Here is a 24,890-nt window from a genome sequence, read left to right as displayed (position 1 = left end):
GTTACTCCGGCCTACGGCAACAAGGATATCGGGGCATTCACGGGCGTTCGCTCATTCGGAACATAAAAGGCAATTTCGGTGCCCGGCTCAAGACGGTGAATATGCAGCCCGTCACCGTACAGCAGTTTGACCCGGTGATGCACATTCAGCAGTCCGATCTTGTTGCCCGGCATTTCGTTTGATTTGACGCGCTCGATGACTTTCGGATCGATGCCGTGCCCGGTATCGCGCACGGCGATGCGCACGCGGTTACCGCTTTCCGTCACGCTAATCGTTACTACGCCTTTGCCTTTACACGGCTGAATACCGTGAACAATGGCATTTTCCACCAGAGGCTGGATCAGCAGACTTGGGATCACGCAGTTGACCTCTTCATCAATATCGTAAATGACCGTCAGCTTATCGCCAAAGCGAGCCTGCTCGATCGCGATGTAATCCTTGATTTGATACAACTCTTTTTTGATGTCGATCTGCTCGTCGTCTTTTAGCTCAATGTTGTAGCGCAGATAGCGCGACAGATTAAAGATCAGCTGCCGCGCGGTGTCCGGATTAAGTCGGATGGAAGAGGAGATAGCGTTCAGCGCGTTAAACAGGAAATGGGGATTGATCTTGCTTTGCAGGGCGCGCAGCTCTGCCTTATTTGCCATCTCGCGCAGCTGCTCTGCACGCGAAACCTCAAGTTGGGTGGATATGATCTGCGACAGGCCAATCGCCATCTCCTGGAGCGAGGAGGTGATTTGGTGCGCATGGCAGTAGTAAATTTTCAGCGTCCCCGTGACCACGCCTTTTTCCCACAGCGGGATCACCAGCATTGAGTGGATCTCTGGCGTCCGGTGGGCTTCATCATTGTTTTTAATAATGATTTTTCCGTAGTTAATCGCCTGTCTGGTTGTCGGGCTGATGGTATCGTCGCTGTCGCGATAATTGTGCTCCCCGACGCCAACGTAAGCCAGCACGTGGTCAATATTGGTGATGGCGACCGCATCGGCGTGAATATCACGGCGGATAATATCGCAAACCTGACGTAAAGATTCGGCGTTAACGTGCCGGAAAAGCGGCAGCGTCTTGTTGGCGATATCCAGCGCCAGCTTGGCCTGACGCGCGGCGCTGGCCTCTTTTTCGCCCTCCACGCTTTGCACCAGCAGCACGATAAAACCGATACAGACGCTCCCGAGGATCATAGGAATACCGATCTTCGAGACGATATCCAGCCCCAGCGCAACGGTTGGCGCCCAGACGATGACCAGGATCATGGTCAGCGTTTCGCAGACCATCCCCGCGATAATCCCTGCACGCCAGTGCTGCTTTTTCGGGATTTTGCGGTTAATCCAGCCCGAGAGCAGCCCGGCAATAATGCTGGTGATAAAGCAGGGGACTGCCGTCACGCCGCCAATATCAATCAGGTATCGATGGGTGCCGGCGATGATGCCTGTGATAATCCCTACCCAGGGACCAAAGAGGATCCCGCCCGACATGACGGCGATGATGCGCACGTTCACCAGCGAGCCTTCTACCGGCACCCCGGACCAGGTGCTGAACAGGGCAAACATCGAAAAGATAAACGTGACGGCCAGCAGCTCTTTTGGCGAATGGGCAGATTTATGCAACAGTTCGCGGAACAAGCGGATGCGGATAAGGAAAAAGAGACAGATCAGCATTAATGCCGCGCGGTCGAACACCGCCAGGAGCATATTGAAGATTTCGTGCACGGTCAGGCCTGGGAAAACGGGAAAAATCTATGATAGAAAACATAGGGCCTGATGACCAGCTATCCATCAGATTTATCAAATGGGGAAAAACCATAATTCTCAAAGGGGATTGCTGGCTTTTGACTGAAAGCCGGTGCTTTTCCGTTTGGGGAGAAACGTCAGGTAACGATACTGAAAATATTGTGTTAAATCGTAGCGCTTAAAACTGCCTGTTCGCGATAAGAGTTCCGCTTTTCACTGCAATCACATTCCCGTTTTAGCGCAAAATATTGTTTTGCCGTTATCCTCTCGACAGCGTCTTTTTCTTCAGGTTATTTTCTAAGCACGCCACACGGGTGGCAGCGTCGCTCGGACGGTCCGGGCGCTAACGTGACTCTGAGGAATCTATGGCTGAATTCAGTCCTGAACGCCGTTTTACGCGTATCGATCGTCTCCCCCCTTATGTTTTCAATATCACTGCTGAACTGAAAATGGCTGCGCGTCGGCGCGGCGAAGACATTATCGATTTCAGTATGGGTAACCCTGACGGCCCAACGCCGCCGCATATCGTTGAGAAACTCTGCACGGTTGCGCAGCGTCCTGATACCCATGGGTATTCCACCTCACGCGGCATTCCACGCTTACGTCGGGCGATCTCCCGCTGGTATCAGGATCGTTATCAGGTCGATATCGATCCTGAAAGTGAAGCGATTGTGACCATTGGCTCCAAAGAGGGGCTGGCCCACCTGATGCTGGCGACGCTGGATCACGGCGATACCGTACTGGTGCCGAATCCGAGCTACCCGATTCACATCTATGGGGCGGTGATTGCCGGCGCGCAGGTGCGTTCTGTCCCGCTGGTGGAAGGCGTCGACTTCTTTAACGAGCTGGAACGGGCGATTCGTGAAAGCTATCCGAAGCCGAAAATGATGATCCTCGGTTTCCCGTCAAACCCAACAGCACAATGCGTTGAACTCGAATTCTTCGAGAAAGTGGTCGCGCTGGCTAAGCGTTACGACGTGCTGGTGGTACACGATCTCGCCTACGCCGATATCGTTTATGATGGCTGGAAAGCGCCGTCAATTATGCAGGTACCCGGTGCCCGCGATGTGGCGGTTGAGTTTTTCACCCTGTCGAAAAGCTACAACATGGCGGGCTGGCGAATTGGTTTTATGGTGGGAAACAAAACGCTGGTGAGCGCCCTGGCGCGTATTAAAAGCTACCATGACTATGGCACCTTTACGCCGTTACAGGTCGCGGCCATCGCGGCGCTGGAAGGGGATCAGCAATGCGTGCTCGATATTGCCGCTCAGTATAAACGCCGCCGTGATGTGCTGGTAAAAGGTCTTCATGAAGCAGGCTGGATGGTGGAAATGCCTAAAGCCTCTATGTACGTCTGGGCGAAAATCCCTGAGCCGTATGCGGCGATGGGTTCTCTGGAATTTGCCAAAAAACTGCTTCAGGACGCGAAGGTTTGCGTCTCTCCAGGCATTGGCTTTGGTGACTACGGTGACACGCACGTGCGTTTCGCGCTGATTGAAAACAGCGACCGTATCCGTCAGGCAGTGCGGGGCATTAAAAGCATGTTCCGCGCGGATGGCCTGCTTGCCGCGAAGAGCGTTGCGGAACAACCCGAGTCGTAACGGACACCAAAAAAAACAGGCGCCAACGGCGCCTGTTTTTTTGACTGCATTTTCTTAACTAGATCATCAGAGCAAACGTTCCGGCCCAAACTAAAACAATAACCGAAATGCCCATAAAGAAATATTTCACGTTTCATCGCTCCGCGTATCTTCCGGTACGCATTAAAAAAACAGAGTCCAACTGAGTATAGAGAGTTGAAATCATGCGAAAGGGGGAAATCGGAATTATCCCGTGACGTCGCTAACTTCAGCTCTGAATTCTGTGCTTTCCTGTCGCCAGACGGCGCTAATGTACGCCTAAATTTCAGGAGTGACAAGAGGCATTTTTTTGAATAATTTCCTACACTTACGGGTGTCGTGGAACGGCGACAGTTTGATTTCGGTACGCAATAAATGCCTGTTGAGCGACGGTCGAAAAAAGCCGTTACGCACTGCGATTACAGGTGTTTGAAAAGGTTAGTTTCTTAGCGAAACTAACCTTCGAAAGGGGTCAGATATAGAGTGAGGCTTCGCCCAAGGGACGGGTTTTAAAGCGGCGGTGCATCCACAGATACTGCTCAGGCGCACGCATAATCTCAAACTCAATCACCTTATTGATAAAGGTCGCGGCTTCACTCTCATCTTCAGGATAGTTCGCCATCTCTGGGGAGATATGCAGACGATAGCCTGACTTATCCGCTTTTCTGACCATGGTCACCGTCAACATCGCGGCGCCTGAGAGACGTGAAATCACAAAGGTACCGTTCGTCGTAGCGACATCTTTAACCGCAAAGAAAGGGGCAAAACTGCTGCCTTTAGGACCGTAGTCCTGGTCCGGGGCAAACCAGACGGCTTCCCCTTTTTTCAGGGCGCCAACCATACCGCGCAGATTGTTACGGCTGATCATCGCCTTATTTGAACGCATGCGGCCCCGCGTTTGTACCCATTCCATCAGCGCGCTGTTATGCGGGCGATAGGTTGCCATCATTGGCTGACAAAGACCCATAACGCGGCCGCCCAGCTCAAGCGACATAAAATGCACACCCACAACCATCACGCCGCGGTTTTGCATCTGGGCACGTTTCAGGTTATCCAGGCCTTCCACGTCAAACCATTTACGGACACGCTCGTCTGGCCAGAACCAGGCCATACCGGTTTCAAGCAGCGCCATACCGATAGATTTAAAGTTTTCCGCAATCAGCGTTTCGCGCTGCTGGGCATTGTAATGCGGAAAGCAAAGTTCGAGATTTTTTCGGGCAATGGATTCACGACGCTTAAGAAAGTAACGCGATGCGCTGCCGAGCTTAGAACCCAGGAAACGGATCACGGGATATGGAAGTTGAACCAGCAGCCAAAGCACGCCAAGGCCGAACCATGTAAACCAGTAGCGCGGGTGCAGAAACGCCCGCTGAAATTTGGATTGAGACAAAATAGTGGAACCTATGTGAAGCCTGTGAAGGTAGCGCAGACTTCGCGATACCACGTGCCATTGAGACCGTAGGACGAGGTCATGGTTGCAGGCTTTACCGTTCTTTACGACGTTGCCTGGCCATTGCTGACTTGGGTGGGCGGCATAATGTAGCACCGTTATACATTATGAGCTATCACTCGTTTTTGTTTAAAAAAGCGGCAATTGCGGAGTGGTTTGATTTTGCTATTGTTAAATCTGCGTTCCCGCATGTCTCCTGAAGGTGCAGACCATGGAAACCTACCTGCAAACGGTGAAAGAAGAGTGGGTGAAGCTGATTAATGAAACCGATCCCGATGTGCATCGGCTTGCGACTGAGCTTGCCAGGGATAATGCAATGCCACTGGTCGCTGAATTCTATCGTGTTGTGCTGGCAGATCCATCGGCAGCTGAATTCCTGACCACCGAACAGGTGGAGAGGCAGCTTCAGGAGGCGCTTCGTCGCTGGCTTATTGATGTGCTCTCATGCCGTGTGGAGCAGGTTGAAGAGCAGATGCGGGCGCAGCAGCGCGCGGCGGATGTTCATGCCCGTATTGGTATTTCGGTTGATTTAGTTGAAATGGGCTTCCGTGTTCTGAAAAAGCTGCTGTTACCTGTCATTACTACCAGCGCCCATTCGCCTGAGGTGAAGCTGCATATTTATCACTACGCGATAAACAGTATCGATCTGGCCATGGAAGTGATGTCGCGGGCCTATGTATTTAGCGAGAACAATGCGGCGAAAGAGGACGAAAATTATCGCATCTTTTCCTTAATGGAGAACGCAGAAGAGGAGAAGGAGAGACAGACCGCGGCGCTGCTGTCATGGGAAATGGTGCTTCTGTATAAGATCACGCTTAATTCCAGTATCGGCAACAGTCTGCCGCTGGGGCAGTCTGAATTTGGACTGTGGTTTAGCCATAAAGGTCGGCACTATTTCAGCGGCATCGCTGAGGCCGGTCATATCTCTCGTCTGATTCAGGAATTCGATGACCTTTTTAACGAGGTCCGTCTTACAGGGCAGGGTCTGAGTGATAAAGCGCAGCGGGATAAATTCTTGCAGCGAATGCGTAATACCCTCTCGCAAATCATCACGCTTTTGCGCGAACTGTTTGACGAAGTGTCGCGACACGAGGTGGGGGTTGATGTCCTGACCCGCCTGTTGAATCGCCGTTTCCTGCCAACCATCTTCAAACGCGAAATCCTGCACGCCACCCGGGCGGGAACAAAGCTCTCGACGCTGCTGATTGACGTCGACAAATTTAAACAAATCAACGATACCTGGGGGCACAATACCGGGGACGAGATCCTGCGAAAAGTCTCCGGCGCGTTCTACGACAACGTGCGAACCTGTGATTACGTTTTTCGCTACGGCGGCGATGAATTTCTGATTGTACTAACGGAAATCTCAGAGGTGGACGCGCTGCGAATTGCCGAGCGTATCCGCAGGCGGGTGGAAAAAATCAAGGTTAACTCCCCAACCGGCGATATTATCCCGCTCTCCCTCTCGATAGGCGTTGCGATGTTCAACGGGCATCCCGATTACGAGCGATTGATTCAGGCGGCGGATGAAGCCTTATACGGCGCGAAACGGCGTGGCCGAAACTGCGTGGAGCTTTGGAAGGGGGCGTAAGGAAAGACAGAAGTGTCCCCTGCAGGAATCGAACCTGCAACTAGCCCTTAGGAGGGGCTCGTTATATCCATTTAACTAAGGGGACGAAGCGGCAAGAGTATAGCGTTATTTACACTTTTCGTTAAGCGCATTGCCGCCTGACTGGTCAAAGAGTCACCGTTCACGCCGATTTTTCGGCAGTTTTATCCTTTTTTTCCTGAGCCTTAAGCTCGGCCTTACGCTTGTTGGACATGTCGTTACGGATTTGCGCATGGCTCAGCAGCGCAAAGATAAAGGTCCCGCCACAAATGTTGCCTGCGAGGGTAGGCAGGGCGAACGGCCAGAAAAAGTCGCTCCAGTGGAGTGTGCCGTTAAATACCAGATAAAGGATTTCAACAGTTCCGACAACAATGTGTGTGGTATCGGCGAGTGCGATAAGCCAGGTCATCAGGATAATTACCACGATTTTCGCGCTACCCGCTGACGGGAACATCCAGACCATAGTGGCGATGATCCACCCGGAAATTATGGCATTAGAGAACATTTCAACCGGCGTGTTTTTCATCACATCCATGCCAATTTTCACAAATGCGTCGCGGGTCGGTTCATCAAATATTGGCATATACTCGAACGCCCAGGCGGCTATGCCCGTACCGATCAGGTTCCCCAGCAGCACGACGCTCCACAGGCGCATCAGTAAACCGAAATTACCGAGGGTCGGATTTTGCATGACGGGCAGTACGGCAGTGACGGTATTCTCCGTAAAAAGCTGCTGTCGCGCCATAATGACGATAATAAAGCCGAACGTGTAGCCTAAATTTTCAAGCAAAAACCCGCCCGGTACGCCTTCCAGCTGAACGTGAAATATCCCTTTGGCGAGCAGAGAGGCACCCATCGACAGACCGGCTGCAATGGCTGACCACAGCAGGGCCATCGCGTCGCGCTCCATCTCTTTTTCCCCGTCCTGGCGAATATGCTCATGAATAGCCATGGCACGCGACGGCAGGCGATCTTCATCGACTTCTATCTCTTCTCCCCGGTCTTTCTCCTCGCTTTCAATCTCATGTTCCTCTTTGCTTTCACCAATTTTCTCTTCGCTAATGTCTTTCATAACAGCTCCTTCGGGGTAATTGCTCATTTAAGCGTAGCGGCTTTTAGCGCTTTCCCCGTGGGGATGCTCTTAAATTGCTGAAAATGGCAATAAAGGTGAGACATCTCTTTCAAAGCCAATATAAAATTGCCAGCGAAACGAATTCCGAAAGACAGGCTATGCTGAAATTAGCGTGATGACGCGAGCGGGTCGTCATTGTCCTCGTAGACATCGGTAAGCGTGCTGTTACAATCACTTGCACGTTTCAGGCGGAGCATCTCAGGCTCCGTCACAGATGGCATTCAACGATAGCCATATTGAACAGGGAGAAATTTATGAAGCTTCGGCTGTCGGCGCTTGCGCTGGGCGTAACAATGCTTGTGGGCTGCGCCAGCTCTGGCGAGCAAACGGGACGCTCCGATCCTCTCGAAGGATTTAACCGTTCAATGTACAGCTTTAACTATAATGTGCTGGATCCATATCTGGTTCGTCCGGTTGCCGTGGCATGGCGTGACTATGTTCCGCAGCCGGCGCGTAACGGGCTGAGCAACTTTACCAGTAACCTGGAAGAGCCAGCGGTTATGGTCAACTACTTCCTTCAGGGCGACCCGTATCAGGGGATGGTGCATTTCACCCGCTTCTTCCTGAACTCCCTGCTGGGTATGGGCGGCTTAATTGATGTCGCAGGCATGGCGAACCCGAAATTACAGCGTGAACAGCCGCACCGTTTCGGCAGCACGCTGGGTCACTATGGCGTAGGTTATGGTCCGTATGTGCACCTGCCATTCTACGGCAGCTTTACCGTGCGTGATGATGGCGGCGACATGGTGGATACGCTATATCCTGTACTGTCATGGCTCACCTGGCCGCTGTCGATTGGTAAATGGACCGTGGAAGGAATTGAAACGCGTGCGCAACTGCTGGATTCTGATGGTCTGCTGCGTCAGTCTTCCGATCCGTACATCATGGTCCGCGAGGCCTACTTCCAGAACCATGACTTTATTGCCAACGGCGGTAAGCTGAAGCCGGAAGATAATCCGAACGCGAAAGCCATCGAGAACGAATTAAAAGATATCGATTCGGAATAAATAAAAAAGGTGAGCAATGCTCACCTTTTTTAATCGTGTTGGGATTAGAACGCGTAGTTGAAGTTGGTACCAAACAGCCAGGCTTTACCTTCAGAGGAAAACTCGTACGGGCCTTCCTGGAAGGTCACCTTCTGGCCATGCATGTACGACACGCCCGCGTCGATAGAGGCATTCTCGTTGAACGCGTAGGTTGCCCCCGCACTCACCCAGAAACGGTCCTGATCCGGAATGGAGATAGAACGTTTATCGGCCGGTACCGGGCTGTCATCAAATGCCACGCCGGTACGGAACGTCCAGTTATCATCCATATAATAGGTCGTACCAAGCGCGATACGGTAAGCATCGTGGAAGCTTTCGTCTTTATAGAACAGCGTCTGGCCGTTGCTGCCGGTGGCTTTAAGCTCCTCGAACTGGCTCCAGCTGGTATACGCGAGGCTGTAGTGAATGGCCCACTGCGGCGCAACGCGGTTATAACCTGACACTTCCCACATTTCTGGCAGATGCAGCGACAGTGAGCCCGGTACGGTTTGATTCGAGGTACCCCATGGAATGGTGGTGCCCGCGCCTGGGACCATACCGTTGACTGGGCTCAGGATGCCGCTTTTGTAATCGCCATCGAAATCAATTTTCACTTCTGAGCGATAGGTCAGACCCCAGCGGTTGTTTTTATCCAGTTCATACAGGATACCGGCGTTCCAGCCGTAACCCCATTCATCACCTTTCAGGCTGGCAATTTTATTGCTGTTTTTCGGCAGTGCAGCAGTTTGCTCCCCGGAGTAACGCTCGATTTTTGCATCGGCGTAGACAGCATCAAAGCCCAGACCAAAGCTCCAGTTATCGTTCAGACGATATGCGCCGCTCAGGTTGAGGTTCAGGGTCGTCAGGTCGGTTTTACCGCCGTATTCCCCGGCCGGATAGTTGTTATTGAACTCCGTTGCCAGGCCATAGTTAGAGGTGACAGAGGCACCCCAACCAAACTGTTCATTGATTGGCGCAACAAAGTGCAGGTTAGGCACCCACGCGGTCGGCGCAATGTTATCCGCCTTCAGATCTGCGCCGGTGAACTGAGATTTGCCAGAAATGTTGACATCAGGATCGATGTAAACCGCACCGGCAGAGAAGGTAGGGCGATCAAACATCATGATCAGTGCCGGGTTACGACTCGCGTTGCCTGCGTCATCGGCAATCGCACCTTCCCCGGAATACGCACGGCCAAGGCCAGAGGAAGAAAATTCGTTTAACTGGAAGCCCGCTGACCAGGCGGACGTTGAGACGATTGCCACTGCAACTGCTAAAGCAGTTTGTTTGAACAGGGTTTTCTGGCTCATGACCATAACCTCATTGAGTTATTTTTATTCAATAATTGTTACATACCGTAACAGGAGCGCGAAGTGTAGGGTCTGAGGTATGACTTACAAATCAGACCAGTGGCGAGAGTATAGGTCTGACCAGCTGGGATGTTGCAAGTTTGTTTATTAATATTTTCAGATATGTTTCTTGAAACGAGATCTGGTTGGCAAAATTGTGACCAGTGCGATTCCTCTGAAAAGGGGAATTTTGTTTTAGATCATTTTTTAGTGTGATATTGCTCACTTATCCGATTTTGCGCCATTAACGGCTGGAGGGGGCTCGTCCGGGGGCGTAAAATAGACGCATCGTGTTTATCTCGCGCCCTGCGCGAATACAGAGGAAATTGAGCTATGAGTAAATGCAGTGCTGATGAAACCCCGTTTTGCTGCTGTATGGATGTTGGCACCATTATGGACAACACCGATTGCACCGCCTCTTACAGCCGCGTATTCCCTAACCGCGCTGAAGCGGAAGAGACGCTGGCCGCGCTGAGCCAGCGCGCGCGTGAAGTCGAATCTGATCCGTGTGAAATCAAATCCACCTTCACGGAAGTGGAAGGCGGCGTGCAGCTGGATATCGACTTTGTGTTCGCCTGCGAAGCAGAAACGCTGATCTTCCAGCTGGGCCTGCGTTAATACTTTTTGCACGGGCCTACGATCGTGTAGGCCGGGTAAGGCAACGCCGCAACCCGGCAACAAATCTCACAAATGCCTCTGCCATGCAGGGGCATTTTCTTTTTCTTCTCTGTGCCTTAGCTCGCAATTTTTCGCTTCCCCGATTGGCTCAATGTAAAAAAATAGTTAAGACTATTATCAGGTCAGACCACTTAATGTGTGCGCAAAATTTTTTTACAGGGGAGTGTTATGAGTCAGGCATTACCGCTTATCACCCGACACGGTGACCGCATTGCCATTGTCAGCGGGTTACGTACGCCGTTTGCGCGTCAGGCAACCGCGTTTCACGGTATACCGGCTGTCGATCTGGGAAAAATGGTGGTGGGGGAGATGCTGGCTCGCAGCGAGATCCCGCCAGAGGTTATTGAGCAACTGGTTTTCGGCCAGGTGGTGCAAATGCCGGAAGCGCCCAATATCGCACGTGAAATCGTGCTGGGCACCGGCATGAATGTTCACACCGACGCATACAGCGTCAGCCGCGCCTGCGCCACCAGTTTCCAGGCGGTGGCGAACGTGGCGGAAAGCCTGATGGCGGGGACCATTCGCGCGGGGATCGCCGGCGGCGCGGATTCCTCATCCGTGCTGCCCATCGGTGTTAGCAAACAGCTGGCCCGCATCCTCGTGGATGCCAACAAAGCCCGGACCACCGGTGCGAAGCTCAAACTCTTCTCGCGTTTACGTCTGCGCGACCTCATGCCCGTGCCACCTGCCGTTGCTGAATACTCCACCGGCCTGCGTATGGGCGACACTGCCGAGCAGATGGCAAAAACCTACGGTATTACCCGCGAACAGCAGGATGCACTGGCGCATCGCTCGCATCAGCTCGCTGCGAAGGCCTGGTCGGAAGGCAAACTTGCCGACGAGGTGATGACGGCTTACATCCCGCCTTTCCGCGAACCGCTGGTGGAAGATAACAATATCCGTGGCACCTCGACGCTGGAGGATTACGCAAAACTGCGCCCGGCGTTTGATCGTAAACATGGCACCGTTACGGCGGCCAACAGTACGCCACTGACGGACGGTGCCGCCGCCGTGGTCCTGATGACGGAATCCCGGGCGAAAGAGCTTGGCATAACACCGCTGGGCTATTTGCGTAGCTACGCCTTTACCGCCATTGATGTCTGGCAGGACATGCTGCTCGGTCCGGCCTGGTCCACGCCGCTGGCGCTGGAGCGTGCGGGGTTGACGCTGGCTGACTTAACCCTGATCGATATGCACGAAGCCTTTGCCGCACAAACCCTGGCAAACATTCAGCTGCTGGCAAGCGAGCGCTTCGCGCGCGATGTACTGGGCCGCGCCCACGCGACCGGCGAAGTGGATCAGAGTAAGTTTAACGTGCTTGGCGGATCCATCGCCTACGGCCATCCATTTGCGGCGACCGGCGCGAGAATGATAACTCAGACTTTGCACGAGCTGCGTCGCCGCGGCGGCGGTTTTGGTCTCGTTACCGCCTGTGCGGCGGGTGGCCTGGGTGCAGCAATGGTTCTGGAGGCTGAATAATGGAAACGACATCTGCATTTAATCTGGCTGTTCGCCTTGATAACGTGGCTGTTATCACCATTGATGTACCCGACGAAAAGATGAACACCCTGAAGGCCGAGTTCGGCGTTCAGGTGCGTGCGATGCTCAGACAGATCCGCGAAAACAAAGCGATACGTGGCCTGGTATTTATCTCGGCAAAGCCGGATAACTTTATTGCCGGGGCCGATATCAACATGATTGCCCGGGCGAAAAGCGCTCAGGAAGCAGAAGACCTGGCGCGTCAGGGGCAGCAGGTAATGGCGGAGATCCATGCGCTGTCGATACCCGTTGTCGCTGCGATCCACGGGGCCTGCCTGGGCGGTGGGCTTGAGCTGGCGCTGGCCTGTCACAGCCGCATTTGTACCGACGATGCGAAAACCGTACTCGGACTGCCGGAGGTACAGCTTGGATTGCTGCCCGGTTCAGGTGGCACGCAGCGCCTGCCGCGTCTCGTAGGCGTCAGTACGGCGCTGGAGATGATTTTAACCGGTAAACAGCTGCGCGCCCGTCAGGCGTTAAAGGCGGGTCTGGTTGATGAGGTCGTTCCGCACGCCATCTTGCTTGAAGCCGCTGTTGAGCGGGCGCTGAAAGGTCGTCAGGCGAAACGCCCTCTGCCGGTGCGCGAGCGTATCCTCGCCGGGCCGCTGGGGCGCACGCTGCTGTTCAATATGGTGGGTAAAAAAACCGAGCAAAAAACCAAAGGGAACTATCCGGCAGCGACGCGCATTCTGAAGGTGATTGAAACCGGTTTATCGCAGGGCAGCAGCAGCGGTTATGCTGCGGAAGCGAAAGCCTTTGGCGAGCTGGCGATGACGCCGCAGTCGCAGGCGCTGCGCGGCATTTTCTTTGCCAGCACGGAGGTTAAAAAAGATCCGGGCAGTGAAGCTGAACCGGCTCCGCTGCGCGCCGTTGGCGTTCTGGGTGGTGGGCTGATGGGCGGCGGCATCGCATTTGTCACCGCCAGCAAAGGCAAATTGCCCGTACGTATCAAAGATATCAACCCTAAGGGTATCAACCACGCGTTGCAGTACAGCTGGCAGAACCTTGATCGCAAAGTGAAGCGCCGCCATATCAAGGCCAGTGAGCGTGATAAAACCCTCTCGATGATCACTGGCGCCACCGACTACAGTGGGTTTGCACACCGCGATCTGGTGATTGAAGCCGTGTTCGAAGATCTCGCCCTTAAGCAGCAGATGGTGGCGGACGTTGAACAGCATTGCGCGCCGCACACTATTTTCGCGTCAAACACCTCGTCTTTGCCGATTGGCGACATCGCGGCGAAAGCCGTGCGCCCGGAGCAGGTGATAGGGCTGCACTATTTCAGCCCTGTAGAAAAAATGCCGCTGGTGGAGGTTATCCCGCATGCCACAACCAGCCCGCAAACTATTGCCACCGTGGTGAAACTGGCGAAAAAACAGGGCAAAACCCCGATTGTGGTCGCGGACAAAGCCGGCTTTTACGTCAACCGCATTCTGGCGCCGTACATTAACGAAGCGATGCGGTTGCTGACGGAAGGGGAGAAAATTGAGCACGTCGATGACGCCCTGGTGAAGTTTGGCTTCCCCGTCGGCCCAATCCAACTTTTGGATGAGGTAGGAATTGATACGGGGACTAAGATTATCCCTGTGCTGGAAGCGGCTTATGGCGATCGTTTTGCGCCGCCTGCAAACTTTGTTTCTGCAATTTTGAAGGACGATCGCAAAGGCAGAAAAAATGAACGCGGTTTCTATCTTTACGCCGCGAAAGGGCGTAAAAGCAAGAAACAGGTCGACCCTTCGGTTTATGCGCTTATTCCTGTCACGGGTCAGGGAAAACTGTCGGCGGTTCAGTGTGCTGAGCGCTGCGTGATGATGATGCTCAATGAAGCGGCGCGCTGCTTTGGTGAGCAGGTGATCAAAAGCGCGCGCGACGGCGATATCGGCGCCGTGTTTGGTATCGGTTTTCCGCCATTTCTTGGCGGTCCGTTCCGGTATATGGATACCCTCGGGGCGGGTGAAGTGGTTGCGATCCTGCAACGTCTGGCCTCGCAATATGGTCCACGGTTTACACCTTGTGACGAATTATTGCAGATGGCGGAACGGGGTCAGACATTCTGGCCCGCAAGGGAAACTGATTGCGTAAACTGAAGTCAAAGAAGGGTAAATCCTGAGGTGATGGAACCTGTTCTGGCGAAATTGTAAACAGAGATTGACTATACTTACGCCATTGAGGTAAAAAACAGCGTTTCATTCACCGAATGGATCAGGCACAATGCCCGGCCATCGGGTTTTCTACCTCAGAGCATTAATCGCGGGTAGTTAACGCCGGTGATTCTGGTTAACAAAAGCGGTGCAATATGCAAGTTTTTATCATGCGTCACGGCGACGCGGCACTCGATGCCGCCAGTGACTCAGTACGTCCTTTAACCGTCTGTGGCTGCGACGAATCCCGTCAGATGGCGACATGGCTTAAAGGTCAAAAAGTGGACATTGAACGCGTTCTGGTGAGTCCGTTCCTGCGGGCAGAACAGACGCTGGATGTGGTAGGGGAGTGTATGAACCTGCCATCCAGTGTGGATGTTCTCCCTGAACTCACGCCGTGTGGCGATGTTGGCCTTGTCAGTGCTTACCTTCAGGCGCTGTGCAATGAAGGTGTCGCTTCCGCACTGGTCATTTCCCACCTGCCGCTGGTCGGCTATCTGGTATCTGAGCTGTGCCCGGGCGAAACGCCACCGATGTTCACAACGTCCGCCATTGCCAACGTCACCCTCGACGAAACCGGCAAAGGGGTCTTTAACTGGCAAATGAGTCCGTGCAACCTGAAGATGGCAAAAGCCATCTGACGTGACGTGCGATATGGCGGGGTGCAGCGTGCCTCCCGCCATCCTGTCAGGGCAATTCTGGCGGCTGCCACTCCTCCACCTCAATCAATACCAGCAATGCGGCATCTCCGCCGTACTCTTTTGGCGCCTGATGAAAAGCCATCACGTGTGGATGCTGAGCCAGCCACAGCGGTGTCTGTTGCTTAAGAATATGTTTGCCGTGGCCGTGCATCACGCAGGCGCAAAAAACATGCTCGCGACGACATGCCGCGATCAACGCCCCCAGCTCCTGTTTCGCCTGCATCTGGGTCAACCCATGCAGATCGAGGAACAGCTCCGGCGAGTAATCTCCCCGGCGTAATTTTTTCAGTTCAAAATGGCTGACGTCTTCGCGCACGTATTTCACCGCACCCTGCGTATTTAGCAGCGGCTGAAACTCATCTGAAAAATAGTGGCTGTTATCGGCCTGCTCCTGGAGCAACCGTTTGACCGGTACCTCGCTGACTTTTTTACGCTGCGGGCGATGGACAATGGTGTCGTGCGTGATTTGACGCGTCCCGGTCATCAGCTGGCGGAAGAGAGCCTGATCCTCCTCGCTGAGCGATGTTTTCTTTTTCATTCGTCATTCTCATCTCGTATTTCCGATAGTGTACCCGACTAAACGCATTTTTTAACCTCAAGCGGTACGCGTCATTGCTGATTTATCGCCGTCTTCATGGCAAACTAGCCGCCGAAAATTATGCGAGCATGCCCTGGAGGAAAGAGTGGATAAAATTTTTGTCGATGAAGCAGTAAACGAGCTGCATACCATACAGGACATGTTGCGCTGGTCGGTTAGCCGCTTCAGCGCCGCCAATATCTGGTACGGACACGGTACCGACAACCCGTGGGATGAGGCCGTGCAGCTGGTGCTGCCGTCTCTCTACCTGCCGCTGGATATTCCGGAAGACATGCGCACCGCGCGCCTGACCTCCAGTGAAAAACACCGCATCGTTGAGCGCGTGATCCGTCGCGTAAACGAGCGCATTCCGGTGGCTTACCTGACCAACAAAGCCTGGTTCTGCGGCCACGAATTCTATGTTGATGAGCGCGTGCTGGTGCCGCGTTCGCCGATTGGCGAGCTGATCAACAACCATTTTGACGGCCTGATTAACCATCAGCCGCAGCACATTCTTGATATGTGCACCGGCAGCGGCTGCATCGCCATTGCCTGCGCGTACGCCTTCCCGGAAGCGGAAGTGGACGCCGTCGATATCTCCACCGACGCGCTGGCCGTCACCGAACACAACATTGAAGAGCACGGGCTGATTCATCACGTCACGCCTATCCGCTCTGACCTGTTCCGCGACCTGCCGACGCTGCAATACGACCTGATCGTCACCAATCCGCCGTACGTGGATGCAGAAGATATGTCCGACCTGCCGAACGAGTATCGTCACGAGCCGGAGCTGGGCCTGGCGTCAGGCTCTGACGGGCTGAAGCTGACCCGCCGCATCCTGGCCTGCGCGCCGGATTATCTGACCGACGACGGCGTTCTGATTTGTGAAGTAGGCAACAGCATGGTACATCTGATAGAGCAGTACCCGGATGTGCCGTTCACCTGGCTTGAGTTCGACAACGGCGGTGACGGCGTCTTTATGCTGACCAAGGCGCAACTGCTTGATGCACGCGAATACTTCAGCATTTACAAAGATTAATCCAGCGGGCTTCGGCCCGTTTCACAACGCTCAAACACAAACAACAACATCGGAGCCGTGATGGCAGGAAACAGTATTGGACAGGTATTCCGTGTGACCACCTTTGGCGAGTCACACGGTCTGGCACTGGGTTGTATCGTTGATGGCGTCCCGCCAGGCATCGAACTGACCGAAGCCGATTTACAGCATGACCTTGACCGTCGTCGTCCGGGTACCTCTCGCTACACCACGCAGCGTCGCGAGCCGGACCAGGTCAAAATTCTCTCCGGCGTATTTGAAGGCCGTACCACAGGAACCAGCATTGGCCTGCTGATTGAAAACACCGATCAGCGTTCTCAGGACTACGGCGCGATTAAGGACGTTTTCCGTCCTGGTCACGCCGACTATACCTACGAACAAAAATATGGCTTTCGCGACTATCGCGGCGGCGGACGTTCTTCCGCGCGTGAAACCGCGATGCGCGTGGCGGCAGGGGCAATTGCCAAAAAATATCTCCAGCAGAAATTCGGCATCGTTATCCGCGGCTGTCTGTCCCAGATGGGCGACATTCCGCTGGCAATCAAAGACTGGGATCAAGTAGAGCTCAACCCGTTCTTCTGCGCCGATGCCGACAAGCTGGACGCGCTGGATGAGCTGATGCGTGGCCTGAAAAAAGAGGGCGACTCCATTGGTGCGAAAGTCACCGTGGTGGCCGACGGCGTGCCGGCCGGCTGGGGCGAGCCGGTATTTGACCGCCTTGACGCCGATATCGCCCACGCGCTGATGAGCATCAACGCGGTGAAAGGCGTTGAAATCGGCGACGGTTTTGACGTGGTCAAGCTTCGCGGCAGCCAGAACCGCGACGAAATCACGAAGGCGGGTTTCCAGAGCAACCATGCGGGCGGCATTCTGGGTGGCATCAGCAGCGGGCAGCAAATTATTGCCAATATTGCGCTGAAGCCAACGTCCAGCATTACCGTCCCGGGCCACACGATTAACCGCGCTGGCGATGAAGTTGAGATGATCACCAAAGGGCGTCACGATCCGTGCGTGGGGATCCGCGCGGTGCCGATCGCAGAAGCGATGCTGGCGATCGTGCTGATGGATCACTTCCTGCGCCAGCGCGCGCAGAATGCGGATGTGACGACCACCATTCCACGCTGGTAACTATGAAAAAAACCGCAATCGCTCTGCTGGCGCTGCTGGCCAGTGGAGCAAGCCTGGCCGCTACGCCGTGGCAGAAAATCACCCACCCGGTAGCGGGGAGCGCGCAGTCCATTGGCGCTTTCTCCAACGGGTGTATCGTCGGCGCGCAGGAACTTCCGCTGCAATCGGATACCTATCAGGTGATGCGCACCGACCAGCGCCGTTATTTCGGCCATCCTGACCTGGTGCTGTTTATTCAGCGTCTTGGCAACCAGGTGCATAACCTGGGGCTGGGGACGATGCTGATTGGCGATATGGGGATGCCTGCCGGTGGTCGCTTCAACGGCGGTCACGCCAGCCACCAGACCGGACTGGATGTGGATATCTTCCTGCAATTGCCGAAAACGCGCTGGAGCTCAGCGCAGCTGCTGAAACCGCAGGCGCTGGATCTGGTCTCGGCCGACGGTAAACGGGTCGTCGCCTCGCGCTGGTCGCCGGAAATTTCCAGCATGATTAAGCTGGCGGCAGAGGATAACGACGTCACGCGGATCTTTGTTAATCCGGCCATCAAGCAGCAGCTTTGCCTGGATGCGGGAACGGATCGCGACTGGTTGCGTAAAGTGCGCCCTTGGTTCCAGCACCGGGCGCATATGCATGTTCGCCTGCGCTGTCCGGCGAACAGCCTGGAATGTGAAGATCAGCCGCTGCCACCGCCTGGCGATGGTTGTGGTTACGAACTGCAAAGCTGGTTTGAACCAGCCAAGCCTGGAACCTCTAAGCCTGAGAAGAAGACACCGCCTCCGTTGCCGCCTTCCTGCCAGGCGCTACTGGATGAGCATGTACTTTAATGGATAATTTCGTCGATCTATTCATGGTGTCACCGCTGCTGCTGGCGGTGCTCTTTTTTGTTGCGATGTTAGCCGGATTTATCGATGCCCTGGCGGGCGGCGGCGGGTTGCTCACCGTTCCGGCGCTGCTGGCGGCAGGCATGAGCCCTGCCCAGGCGCTTGCCACCAACAAACTCCAGGCATGCGGCGGTTCGCTCTCCTCGTCGCTCTATTTCATCCGGCGCAAAGTGGTGAATCTCGCCGATCAGAAGCTCAATATCCTGATGACGTTTATTGGCTCAACGGCGGGTGCGCTGCTGGTCCAGCACGTTCAGTCCGACATTCTGCGCCAGATCCTGCCGCTGCTGGTTATCTGTATCGGCCTCTATTTCCTGCTGATGCCAAAGCTCGGGGAAGAAGATCGACAGCGTCGTCTTCACGGCCTGCCGTTTGCGCTGATTGCCGGTGGCTGCGTCGGTTTTTACGATGGCTTCTTTGGCCCGGGGGCAGGTTCGTTTTATGCGCTGGCATTCGTGACGCTGGCCGGATTCAACCTCGCCAAATCCACCGCCCACGCCAAAGTCCTCAACGCGACCTCCAACGTTGGCGGTCTGCTGCTGTTTATCATTGGCGGCAAGGTTATATGGGCAACCGGGTTTGTGATGATGGCAGGGCAGTTTTTGGGCGCGCGCGCAGGCTCGCGTCTGGTATTAAGCAAAGGACAAAAGCTGATCCGCCCGATGATTGTTGTCGTCTCGGCGGTGATGAGCGCCAAACTTCTTTATGACAGCCATGGACAGGAGATCCTCACCTGGTTGGGGATGAACTAATGAACAGTACGCATAACTACGAACAGCTGATTGAGATCTTCGATAGCTGTTTCGCTGATGATTTTAATACCCGTCTGATTAAAGGCGACGACGAACCGATCTATCTTCCAGCTGATGACGAGGTTCCGTATAACCGCATCATCTTTGCCCACGGCTTTTACGCCAGCGGTTTGCACGAAATTTCGCACTGGTGTATCGCCGGGAAAGCGCGTCGCGAGCTGGTGGACTTTGGTTACTGGTACTGCCCGGACGGGCGCGACGCCGCCACCCAGGGGCAGTTCGAAGATGTGGAGTTGAAACCTCAGGCGCTCGAATGGCTGTTCTGCGTAGCGGCGGGTTTCCCGTTCAACGTAAGTTGTGACAACCTCGAAGGCGACTTCGAGCCAGACCGTATCGTCTTCCAGCGCCGCGTTCATGCGCAGGTGATGGAATATCTTGAGAAAGGCATCCCGGCACGTCCGGCACGCTTGATCGAGGCTTTACAGAATTATTACCACACGCCGGAGATCACGGCGGAATGCTTCCCTTGGCCGGAAGATCTTTAACAGAGGAAAGAAGATGATCGCAGAATTTGAATCACGCATTCTGGCGTTAATTGATGACATGGTGGAACACGCCAGTGATGATGAGCTGTTCGCCAGCGGTTATCTACGTGGTCACCTGACGCTGGCGGTAGCCGCGCTGGAAGCCGGGGACGATCACTCTGCCGACGCCGTTCACGCGGAAGTCACTCGCAGCCTGGAAAAAGCCATTCTGGCCGGGGAACTCTCTCCGCGCGACCAGTCTTTAGTGCTGGGCATGTGGGACAATTTGTTCCAGCAGGCGAAAGCGAAGTAAGTGTATCACCGCCCTCTCCCACAGGGAGAGGGCCGGGGTGAGGGCACCAGACCGCACCCTACTTGACCATTTTCCCCTTCAGCAATTTCCGCACCCACAGTCGGTTTGGATTCAGCCCCGCGAGCGTAACCCTGTCCAGCGGAACCGGCTCGTCGCTCATTTGCGCGGCTAACGCTTCAGCCAGCAGCGGCGCGGAGCATAATCCCCGCGAGCCTAAGCCACCCAGCATAAACAGCTCGGGGTGAACGGGCGCGCTTACCGCCGTTTCTTTGTTGTCAGCAAGATCCTGATAGACTTCAAGCGTGGCGTCATAGTCCGGCACGTTTCCCGCCATCGGCAGGTGATCGCGGGTCGCGCAGCGTACGCCGCAGCGAGCCTGACCCTCACTGACATCCACCTCTTTTGCCCACGACGCATCCGGGAAACAGTCGACCAGGCGCTGGCGGTTTTGCTGCTGATCCGCTTCGCTGTACTGCATATCTGTTTCACCGCGATGGTAGCTGGCGCCGATGCAGTGATGGCCGTTGGACGGATTTTGCGGCGTCAGGTAGCCGTCGTAACACAGCACCTGGCGTAGCTTGTTCAGCTCGGGCGCAGTCGGGATATGGCTCACCTGGCCGCCGACCGGATAAACCGGCAATGACGCTGTCTGGGTAAACTGGCTGATATGATGCCCGTTGGCCAGCACAACGCTGGCATGCTGCGCCTCTTTGCCGTCAGCGAAACGCAGTTTCCAGTGCGCAGTGCGGCTTAGCGATTGAACCTTATGGGCATAATGCACTGTCAACCCACGCGACTGCCCGAGGGCTACCGCCGCAGAAGTCAGTTCAGCCGGACACAGCCAGCCGCCGAGTGGATACTGAATGCCCCCGCAGCCGGTGTCGACGCCAGCGGTCTCAGCAACCTGCTGTGCCGTCACGGCATGGGCGATGGTTTCCGGCAGACCCAGCGACAGCATTTGTGTGATTTTCTGCTGGCTCTTCTCGTCCCAGCCGAGCTGCGTCACGCCGCACCAGTCGTGGTCGAACGCAACCGGCAGGCTATCGTAAAGGCGGCGTGCAAACGTAAACGCCGCCGGGAAGAACTGGAACAGTGCCGGATCGTGTGAACTTAATAAGGGATAAAGCGCGCCCTGACGGTTGCCTGATGCGCCCGTCGCCGGCGCCTCGTCAGCGCAGTAGAGCGTCACCTGCCAGCCACGGTGCAGCAGCGCCAGCGAGAGCAGGGCGCTGGCGATACCCCCGCCCACAATGGCGACCTCACGCGAGGTGCTGGCGCGACGGGCAAACCAGGGGGCCTGCGCCGGGATCGCCAGATCCTGTTCCATCACCCCGACCAGCATGTCGCGTTTGCGGCCAAAGCCTTTGGTTTTCCGCATGGTAAACCCCGCCTCCTGCAACCCACGACGGACAAAGCCCGCCGAGGTGAAGGTGGCAAGCGTTGCGCCCGGGCGCGCCAGACGTGCCATGGCGCTGAACAGGTGCGGGCTCCACATGTCCGGGTTTTTGGCGGGCGCAAAACCATCCAGGAACCAGGCGTCCACCTTCTGATTCATTGAGTCATCAAGCTTATCGGTCAGGTCGTTAATGTCGCCCAGCCACAGGTCGAGGGTGACGCGTCCGTCGTCCAGAATCAGACGATGACAGCCACCGATAGCCGGAGGCCACTGGGCCTGAAGCTGTTCCGCCCAGTGGGTAAGCTCCGGCCAGCGCTGATGGGCAAGCCGCAGATCGTGCGCGGTAAGCGGAAATTTTTCGAAACTGATGAAATGTAATCTTTGTAAGGTAGCCTCGGGGTGTGCAGCGCGAAACTGGTCGAACGCCTGCCAGAGGGTCAGAAAATTCAGCCCGGTGCCGAAACCGCTCTCCGCTACGACAAACAGGCTGCGCGGATGCTCAGGGAAGCGGGTGCTGAGATGATTTCCTTCGAGGAAGACATAGCGCGTCTCTTCCAGTCCGTTATCATTAGAAAAGTAGACGTCATCAAAATCTCGGGAAACAGGTGTACCCTCAGCGTTGAATTCGAGGTTGGCAGGTTGTATGGCGTTTTGTTTCACGTAAGTTACTCGTCCGACAGGCAGTGGCACGATCTTAGCGATGTGAGCCCATCGGTGCAAATTTCCACAGAAAATGGCTGATCGGACTTGTTCGGCGTACAAGTGTACGCTATTGTGCGACTCGAAACTTTTTATAGTGCGACTTACAGAGGTATTGAATGAAACGTGCAGTGATTACTGGCCTGGGCATCGTTTCCAGCATCGGTAATAACCAGCAGGAAGTCCTGGCATCTCTGCGTGAAGGACGCTCCGGGATCACTTTCTCTGAAGAGTTTAAAGATTCTGGAATGCGTAGCCACGTATGGGGTAACGTTAAACTGGACACCACCGGTTTAATTGACCGTAAAGTGGTTCGTTTCATGAACGATGCCTCTATCTACGCCTATCTTTCCATGCAGGAAGCGATCAAGGATTCTGGTCTGAGCGAAGACGCTTACCAGAACAACCCACGCGTGGGCCTGATTGCAGGCTCCGGCGGTTCCTCTAAAGCTCAGGTGTTCGGTGCTGACGCCATGCGCAGCCCGCGCGGCCTGAAAGCGGTCGGTCCATATGTTGTGACCAAAGCCATGGGGTCAGCGGTTTCCGCGTGCCTGGCAACGCCGTTCAAAATCCACGGTGTGAACTACTCCATCAGCTCTGCATGTGCGACCTCCGCACACTGTATCGGTAATGCGGTTGAGCAGATCCAGCTGGGCAAACAGGACATCGTATTTGCTGGCGGCGGCGAAGAGCTGGGCTGGGAAATGGCCTGTGAGTTCGACGCGATGGGCGCACTGTCCACCAAATACAACGAAACGCCAGACAAAGCGTCCCGTACTTATGACGCACACCGCGACGGTTTTGTTATCGCTGGCGGCGGCGGTATGGTTGTGGTTGAAGAGCTGGAACACGCGCTGGCGCGTGGCGCGCACATCTATGCTGAGATCGTGGGCTACGGCGCAACGTCTGACGGCGCTGACATGGTTGCTCCATCTGGTGAAGGCGCGGTGCGCTGCATGAAGATGGCGATGCACGGTGTTGATACTCCAATCGACTACCTGAACTCCCACGGCACCTCAACGCCGGTAGGCGACGTGAAAGAGCTGGGTGCGATCCGTGAAGTGTTCGGCGACAATAGCCCGGCTATCTCTGCAACCAAAGCCATGACCGGTCACTCTCTGGGAGCGGCGGGCGTGCAGGAAGCGATCTACTCTCTGCTGATGCTGGAAAACGGCTTTATCGCGCCAAGCATCAACATCGAAGAGATGGACGAGCAGGCGGCTGGCCTGAACATCGTGACCGAAACCACCGAACGTGAGCTGACGACCGTTATGTCCAACAGCTTCGGTTTCGGCGGCACCAACGCCACGCTGGTGATGCGTAAGCTGAAAGCGTAAGCGTTTGAAGGTATAGTAGAAGGGAGCCGCGCGGCTCCCTTTTTTTATGCCTGAACACGGAGTTATGCATGAAGGCTGTTACCCCTGAGAAGAGCGCTCCTTCCGGGAACCTTTCCCTTTTCCGCATCGCCTTTGCGGTGTTTCTGACCTATATGACCGTTGGCCTGCCGCTGCCGGTGATCCCCTTGTTCGTTCACCAGGAGCTGGGCTATGGCAACACCATGGTCGGTATTGCGGTGGGCATTCAGTTTTTAGCGACGGTATTAACCCGGGGCTACGCCGGTCGCCTGGCGGATCAGCACGGCGCAAAACGCTCGGCGTTGCAGGGCATGTTTGCCTGCGGGCTGGCGGGGGGAGCCTGGCTGCTGGCGGCGCTGTTGCCGATAGATGCAGCGTATAAATTCGCGCTGCTGGTGGCAGGGCGTCTGATCCTCGGCTTTGGCGAAAGCCAGCTGCTGACCGGCACCCTTACCTGGGGAATGGGGCTGGTGGGGCCTGCGCGTTCCGGAAAAGTGATGTCCTGGAACGGGATGGCGATTTACGGCGCGCTGGCGGCAGGCGCACCGCTGGGGCTGCTGATCCACAGCCAGTTTGGTTTTGCGGCGCTGGCAGGCACCACCATGGTATTGCCGCTGCTGGCGTGGGCGTTTAACGGTTCGGTGCGTAAGGTGCCCGCCCATAAAGGCGAGCGTCCTTCGCTGTGGAGCGTGGTGGGGCAAATCTGGCAGCCGGGGCTTGGGCTGGCGCTTCAGGGGGTGGGCTTCGCGGTTATTGGTACCTTTGTCTCCCTCTATTTCATGAGCCGCGGCTGGGCGATGGCGGGCTTTACGCTGACGGCCTTTGGCGGCGCGTTTGTATTGATGCGCGTGCTGTTTGGCTGGATGCCGGATCGCTTTGGCGGCGTGAAGGTGGCCGTGGCGTCACTTGTCATTGAGACCGTGGGTCTGGTACTGCTCTGGCAGGCGCCCTCTGCATCCGTTGCGCTGCTGGGTGCGGCGTTAACCGGCTGCGGCTGCTCGCTGATCTTCCCGGCGCTGGGCGTTGAAGTGGTGAAGCGCGTGGCTCCGCAGGTGCGCGGCACGGCGCTGGGCGGCTATGCGGCGTTTCAGGATATCTCATACGGCATCACCGGGCCGCTGGCGGGGGTGTTAGCCACCTCGTTTGGCTACCCGTCCGTCTTCCTGGCCGGTGCGGTGTCAGCGGTGGTGGGAATTGTGGTGACGCTGGTGGCGTTTCGCAGGTCGTAGTTT

22 protein-coding genes and 1 tRNA gene are annotated in these 24,890 nt (G+C 55.4%); 15 read left to right on the top strand and 8 right to left on the bottom strand.

Annotated elements, in window-relative coordinates; genetic code table 11:
• Positions 1-11 precede the first annotated feature (11 nt).
• Positions 12-1,709 carry a sensor histidine kinase gene (locus ACQG0T_RS15880; protein WP_003861356.1) on the bottom strand — a complete coding sequence of 566 codons (1,698 nt, stop codon included), beginning with the start codon at positions 1,707-1,709 and terminating at the stop codon, positions 12-14.
• A 386-nt stretch (positions 1,710-2,095) separates the two neighbouring features.
• On the opposite strand from ACQG0T_RS15880, the gene alaC reads away from it, so the two are divergent.
• The gene (gene alaC / locus ACQG0T_RS15875) at positions 2,096-3,331 is read left to right on the top strand and encodes an alanine transaminase (protein ID WP_017383460.1); all 1,236 of its coding nucleotides are present in this window, start codon (positions 2,096-2,098) and stop codon (positions 3,329-3,331) included.
• Between the two features lie 58 nt (positions 3,332-3,389).
• On the opposite strand, the gene ypdK is transcribed toward alaC, so the two are convergent.
• Positions 3,390-3,461 (bottom strand): membrane protein YpdK, encoded by a 72-nt coding sequence (gene ypdK / locus ACQG0T_RS15870; protein WP_099458937.1) that lies wholly within the window; start codon positions 3,459-3,461, stop codon positions 3,390-3,392.
• Positions 3,462-3,821: 360 nt separating this feature from the next.
• On the bottom strand, positions 3,822-4,742 hold the full coding sequence (lpxP, locus tag ACQG0T_RS15865; protein WP_026080619.1) for a kdo(2)-lipid IV(A) palmitoleoyltransferase: 921 nt from the start codon (positions 4,740-4,742) through the stop codon (positions 3,822-3,824).
• Between the two features lie 268 nt (positions 4,743-5,010).
• Between lpxP and ACQG0T_RS15860 the strand changes: the two genes are divergently transcribed.
• Positions 5,011-6,390, top strand: coding sequence for a diguanylate cyclase (locus ACQG0T_RS15860; protein ID WP_017692980.1), 1,380 nt, complete (start codon positions 5,011-5,013; stop codon positions 6,388-6,390).
• A 13-nt stretch (positions 6,391-6,403) separates the two neighbouring features.
• Here ACQG0T_RS15860 and ACQG0T_RS15855 read toward each other — a convergent pair.
• Positions 6,404-6,475: transfer RNA gene (locus ACQG0T_RS15855), tRNA-Arg, on the bottom strand.
• 75 nt (positions 6,476-6,550) lie between these two features.
• Positions 6,551-7,480, bottom strand: a complete 930-nt coding sequence (locus ACQG0T_RS15850; protein WP_017383457.1) for a formate/nitrite transporter family protein — start codon at positions 7,478-7,480, stop codon at positions 6,551-6,553.
• A gap of 314 nt (positions 7,481-7,794) precedes the next feature.
• On the opposite strand from ACQG0T_RS15850, the gene mlaA reads away from it, so the two are divergent.
• Positions 7,795-8,547, top strand: coding sequence for a phospholipid-binding lipoprotein MlaA (mlaA, locus tag ACQG0T_RS15845; RefSeq protein ID WP_003861365.1), 753 nt, complete (start codon positions 7,795-7,797; stop codon positions 8,545-8,547).
• A 44-nt stretch (positions 8,548-8,591) separates the two neighbouring features.
• Here the strand turns inward: mlaA and fadL are convergent, their stop codons facing one another.
• The gene (gene fadL / locus ACQG0T_RS15840) at positions 8,592-9,875 is read right to left on the bottom strand and encodes a long-chain fatty acid transporter FadL (protein WP_017383456.1); all 1,284 of its coding nucleotides are present in this window, start codon (positions 9,873-9,875) and stop codon (positions 8,592-8,594) included.
• A 372-nt stretch (positions 9,876-10,247) separates the two neighbouring features.
• On the opposite strand from fadL, the gene ACQG0T_RS15835 reads away from it, so the two are divergent.
• From ACQG0T_RS15835 to sixA, 4 genes are all read left to right on the top strand, one after another.
• The gene (locus tag ACQG0T_RS15835; protein WP_271040372.1) at positions 10,248-10,532 is read left to right on the top strand and encodes a YfcZ/YiiS family protein; all 285 of its coding nucleotides are present in this window, start codon (positions 10,248-10,250) and stop codon (positions 10,530-10,532) included.
• 228 nt (positions 10,533-10,760) lie between these two features.
• Positions 10,761-12,071: an acetyl-CoA C-acyltransferase FadI gene (gene fadI / locus ACQG0T_RS15830; protein WP_045906793.1), complete on the top strand. Its 1,311-nt coding sequence runs from the start codon at positions 10,761-10,763 to the stop codon at positions 12,069-12,071.
• On the top strand, positions 12,071-14,218 hold the full coding sequence (gene fadJ, locus ACQG0T_RS15825) for a fatty acid oxidation complex subunit alpha FadJ (RefSeq protein ID WP_017383453.1): 2,148 nt from the start codon (positions 12,071-12,073) through the stop codon (positions 14,216-14,218). The genes fadI and fadJ overlap by 1 nt, the downstream gene beginning before the upstream one ends.
• A 209-nt stretch (positions 14,219-14,427) precedes the next feature.
• Entirely contained in the window at positions 14,428-14,913 is a 486-nt protein-coding gene (gene sixA / locus ACQG0T_RS15820; RefSeq protein ID WP_003861375.1) for a phosphohistidine phosphatase SixA, read from the top strand.
• 46 nt (positions 14,914-14,959) lie between these two features.
• Here the strand turns inward: sixA and smrB are convergent, their stop codons facing one another.
• A complete protein-coding gene (gene smrB / locus ACQG0T_RS15815) occupies positions 14,960-15,511 on the bottom strand; it encodes an endonuclease SmrB (protein ID WP_015572246.1) in 552 nt (183 codons plus the stop codon).
• 145 nt (positions 15,512-15,656) lie between these two features.
• On the opposite strand from smrB, the gene prmB reads away from it, so the two are divergent.
• From prmB to ACQG0T_RS15785, 6 genes are read left to right on the top strand one after another with little or no spacing between them, the layout of a single operon-like run.
• A complete protein-coding gene (gene prmB / locus ACQG0T_RS15810) occupies positions 15,657-16,589 on the top strand; it encodes a 50S ribosomal protein L3 N(5)-glutamine methyltransferase (RefSeq protein ID WP_003861381.1) in 933 nt (310 codons plus the stop codon).
• Positions 16,590-16,649: 60 nt separating this feature from the next.
• Positions 16,650-17,735, top strand: coding sequence for a chorismate synthase (gene aroC / locus ACQG0T_RS15805; protein WP_015572247.1), 1,086 nt, complete (start codon positions 16,650-16,652; stop codon positions 17,733-17,735).
• A gap of 2 nt (positions 17,736-17,737) precedes the next feature.
• Positions 17,738-18,562, top strand: a complete 825-nt coding sequence (gene mepA, locus ACQG0T_RS15800) for a penicillin-insensitive murein endopeptidase (RefSeq protein ID WP_003861385.1) — start codon at positions 17,738-17,740, stop codon at positions 18,560-18,562.
• A complete protein-coding gene (locus tag ACQG0T_RS15795) occupies positions 18,562-19,371 on the top strand; it encodes a sulfite exporter TauE/SafE family protein (RefSeq protein ID WP_003861386.1) in 810 nt (269 codons plus the stop codon). Before mepA ends, ACQG0T_RS15795 begins: the two co-directional genes overlap by 1 nt.
• Positions 19,371-19,916, top strand: coding sequence for an elongation factor P hydroxylase (locus ACQG0T_RS15790; protein WP_023295097.1), 546 nt, complete (start codon positions 19,371-19,373; stop codon positions 19,914-19,916). Before ACQG0T_RS15795 ends, ACQG0T_RS15790 begins: the two co-directional genes overlap by 1 nt.
• A gap of 13 nt (positions 19,917-19,929) precedes the next feature.
• Positions 19,930-20,208 (top strand): YfcL family protein, encoded by a 279-nt coding sequence (locus ACQG0T_RS15785; RefSeq protein WP_017383451.1) that lies wholly within the window; start codon positions 19,930-19,932, stop codon positions 20,206-20,208.
• A 58-nt stretch (positions 20,209-20,266) separates the two neighbouring features.
• On the opposite strand, the gene mnmC is transcribed toward ACQG0T_RS15785, so the two are convergent.
• On the bottom strand, positions 20,267-22,264 hold the full coding sequence (gene mnmC, locus ACQG0T_RS15780) for a bifunctional tRNA (5-methylaminomethyl-2-thiouridine)(34)-methyltransferase MnmD/FAD-dependent 5-carboxymethylaminomethyl-2-thiouridine(34) oxidoreductase MnmC (RefSeq protein WP_096205326.1): 1,998 nt from the start codon (positions 22,262-22,264) through the stop codon (positions 20,267-20,269).
• Positions 22,265-22,422: 158 nt separating this feature from the next.
• On the opposite strand from mnmC, the gene fabB reads away from it, so the two are divergent.
• Together fabB and ACQG0T_RS15770 are read left to right on the top strand one after the other, a co-directional pair.
• Positions 22,423-23,640 (top strand): beta-ketoacyl-ACP synthase I, encoded by a 1,218-nt coding sequence (gene fabB, locus ACQG0T_RS15775; RefSeq protein ID WP_017383449.1) that lies wholly within the window; start codon positions 22,423-22,425, stop codon positions 23,638-23,640.
• Between the two features lie 68 nt (positions 23,641-23,708).
• On the top strand, positions 23,709-24,887 hold the full coding sequence (locus ACQG0T_RS15770; RefSeq protein WP_017692989.1) for an MFS transporter: 1,179 nt from the start codon (positions 23,709-23,711) through the stop codon (positions 24,885-24,887).
• Positions 24,888-24,890 lie beyond the last annotated feature (3 nt).

It is taken from the genome of Enterobacter cloacae complex sp. 302F9 (assembly GCF_050030335.1).
Classification (GTDB): domain Bacteria; phylum Pseudomonadota; class Gammaproteobacteria; order Enterobacterales; family Enterobacteriaceae; genus Enterobacter; species Enterobacter hormaechei_C.
The sequence above is the reverse complement of the archived record's forward strand: the minus strand, read 5'-3'. Positions and strand labels throughout refer to the sequence as shown.

Coding starts and splice junctions, on each gene's coding strand:
- fadL (WP_017383456.1), bottom strand. CDS start 9,875: ATGAGCCAGAAAACCCTGTTCAAACAAACTGCTTTAGCAGTTGCAGTG.
- ACQG0T_RS15770 (WP_017692989.1), top strand. CDS start 23,709: ATGAAGGCTGTTACCCCTGAGAAGAGCGCTCCTTCCGGGAACCTTTCC.
- mepA (WP_003861385.1), top strand. CDS start 17,738: ATGAAAAAAACCGCAATCGCTCTGCTGGCGCTGCTGGCCAGTGGAGCA.
- ACQG0T_RS15835 (WP_271040372.1), top strand. CDS start 10,248: ATGAGTAAATGCAGTGCTGATGAAACCCCGTTTTGCTGCTGTATGGAT.
- mlaA (WP_003861365.1), top strand. CDS start 7,795: ATGAAGCTTCGGCTGTCGGCGCTTGCGCTGGGCGTAACAATGCTTGTG.
- ACQG0T_RS15795 (WP_003861386.1), top strand. CDS start 18,562: ATGGATAATTTCGTCGATCTATTCATGGTGTCACCGCTGCTGCTGGCG.
- ACQG0T_RS15860 (WP_017692980.1), top strand. CDS start 5,011: ATGGAAACCTACCTGCAAACGGTGAAAGAAGAGTGGGTGAAGCTGATT.
- aroC (WP_015572247.1), top strand. CDS start 16,650: ATGGCAGGAAACAGTATTGGACAGGTATTCCGTGTGACCACCTTTGGC.
- fadI (WP_045906793.1), top strand. CDS start 10,761: ATGAGTCAGGCATTACCGCTTATCACCCGACACGGTGACCGCATTGCC.
- sixA (WP_003861375.1), top strand. CDS start 14,428: ATGCAAGTTTTTATCATGCGTCACGGCGACGCGGCACTCGATGCCGCC.
- alaC (WP_017383460.1), top strand. CDS start 2,096: ATGGCTGAATTCAGTCCTGAACGCCGTTTTACGCGTATCGATCGTCTC.
- ACQG0T_RS15850 (WP_017383457.1), bottom strand. CDS start 7,480: ATGAAAGACATTAGCGAAGAGAAAATTGGTGAAAGCAAAGAGGAACAT.
- fabB (WP_017383449.1), top strand. CDS start 22,423: ATGAAACGTGCAGTGATTACTGGCCTGGGCATCGTTTCCAGCATCGGT.
- smrB (WP_015572246.1), bottom strand. CDS start 15,511: ATGAAAAAGAAAACATCGCTCAGCGAGGAGGATCAGGCTCTCTTCCGC.
- fadJ (WP_017383453.1), top strand. CDS start 12,071: ATGGAAACGACATCTGCATTTAATCTGGCTGTTCGCCTTGATAACGTG.
- ACQG0T_RS15790 (WP_023295097.1), top strand. CDS start 19,371: ATGAACAGTACGCATAACTACGAACAGCTGATTGAGATCTTCGATAGC.
- ACQG0T_RS15785 (WP_017383451.1), top strand. CDS start 19,930: ATGATCGCAGAATTTGAATCACGCATTCTGGCGTTAATTGATGACATG.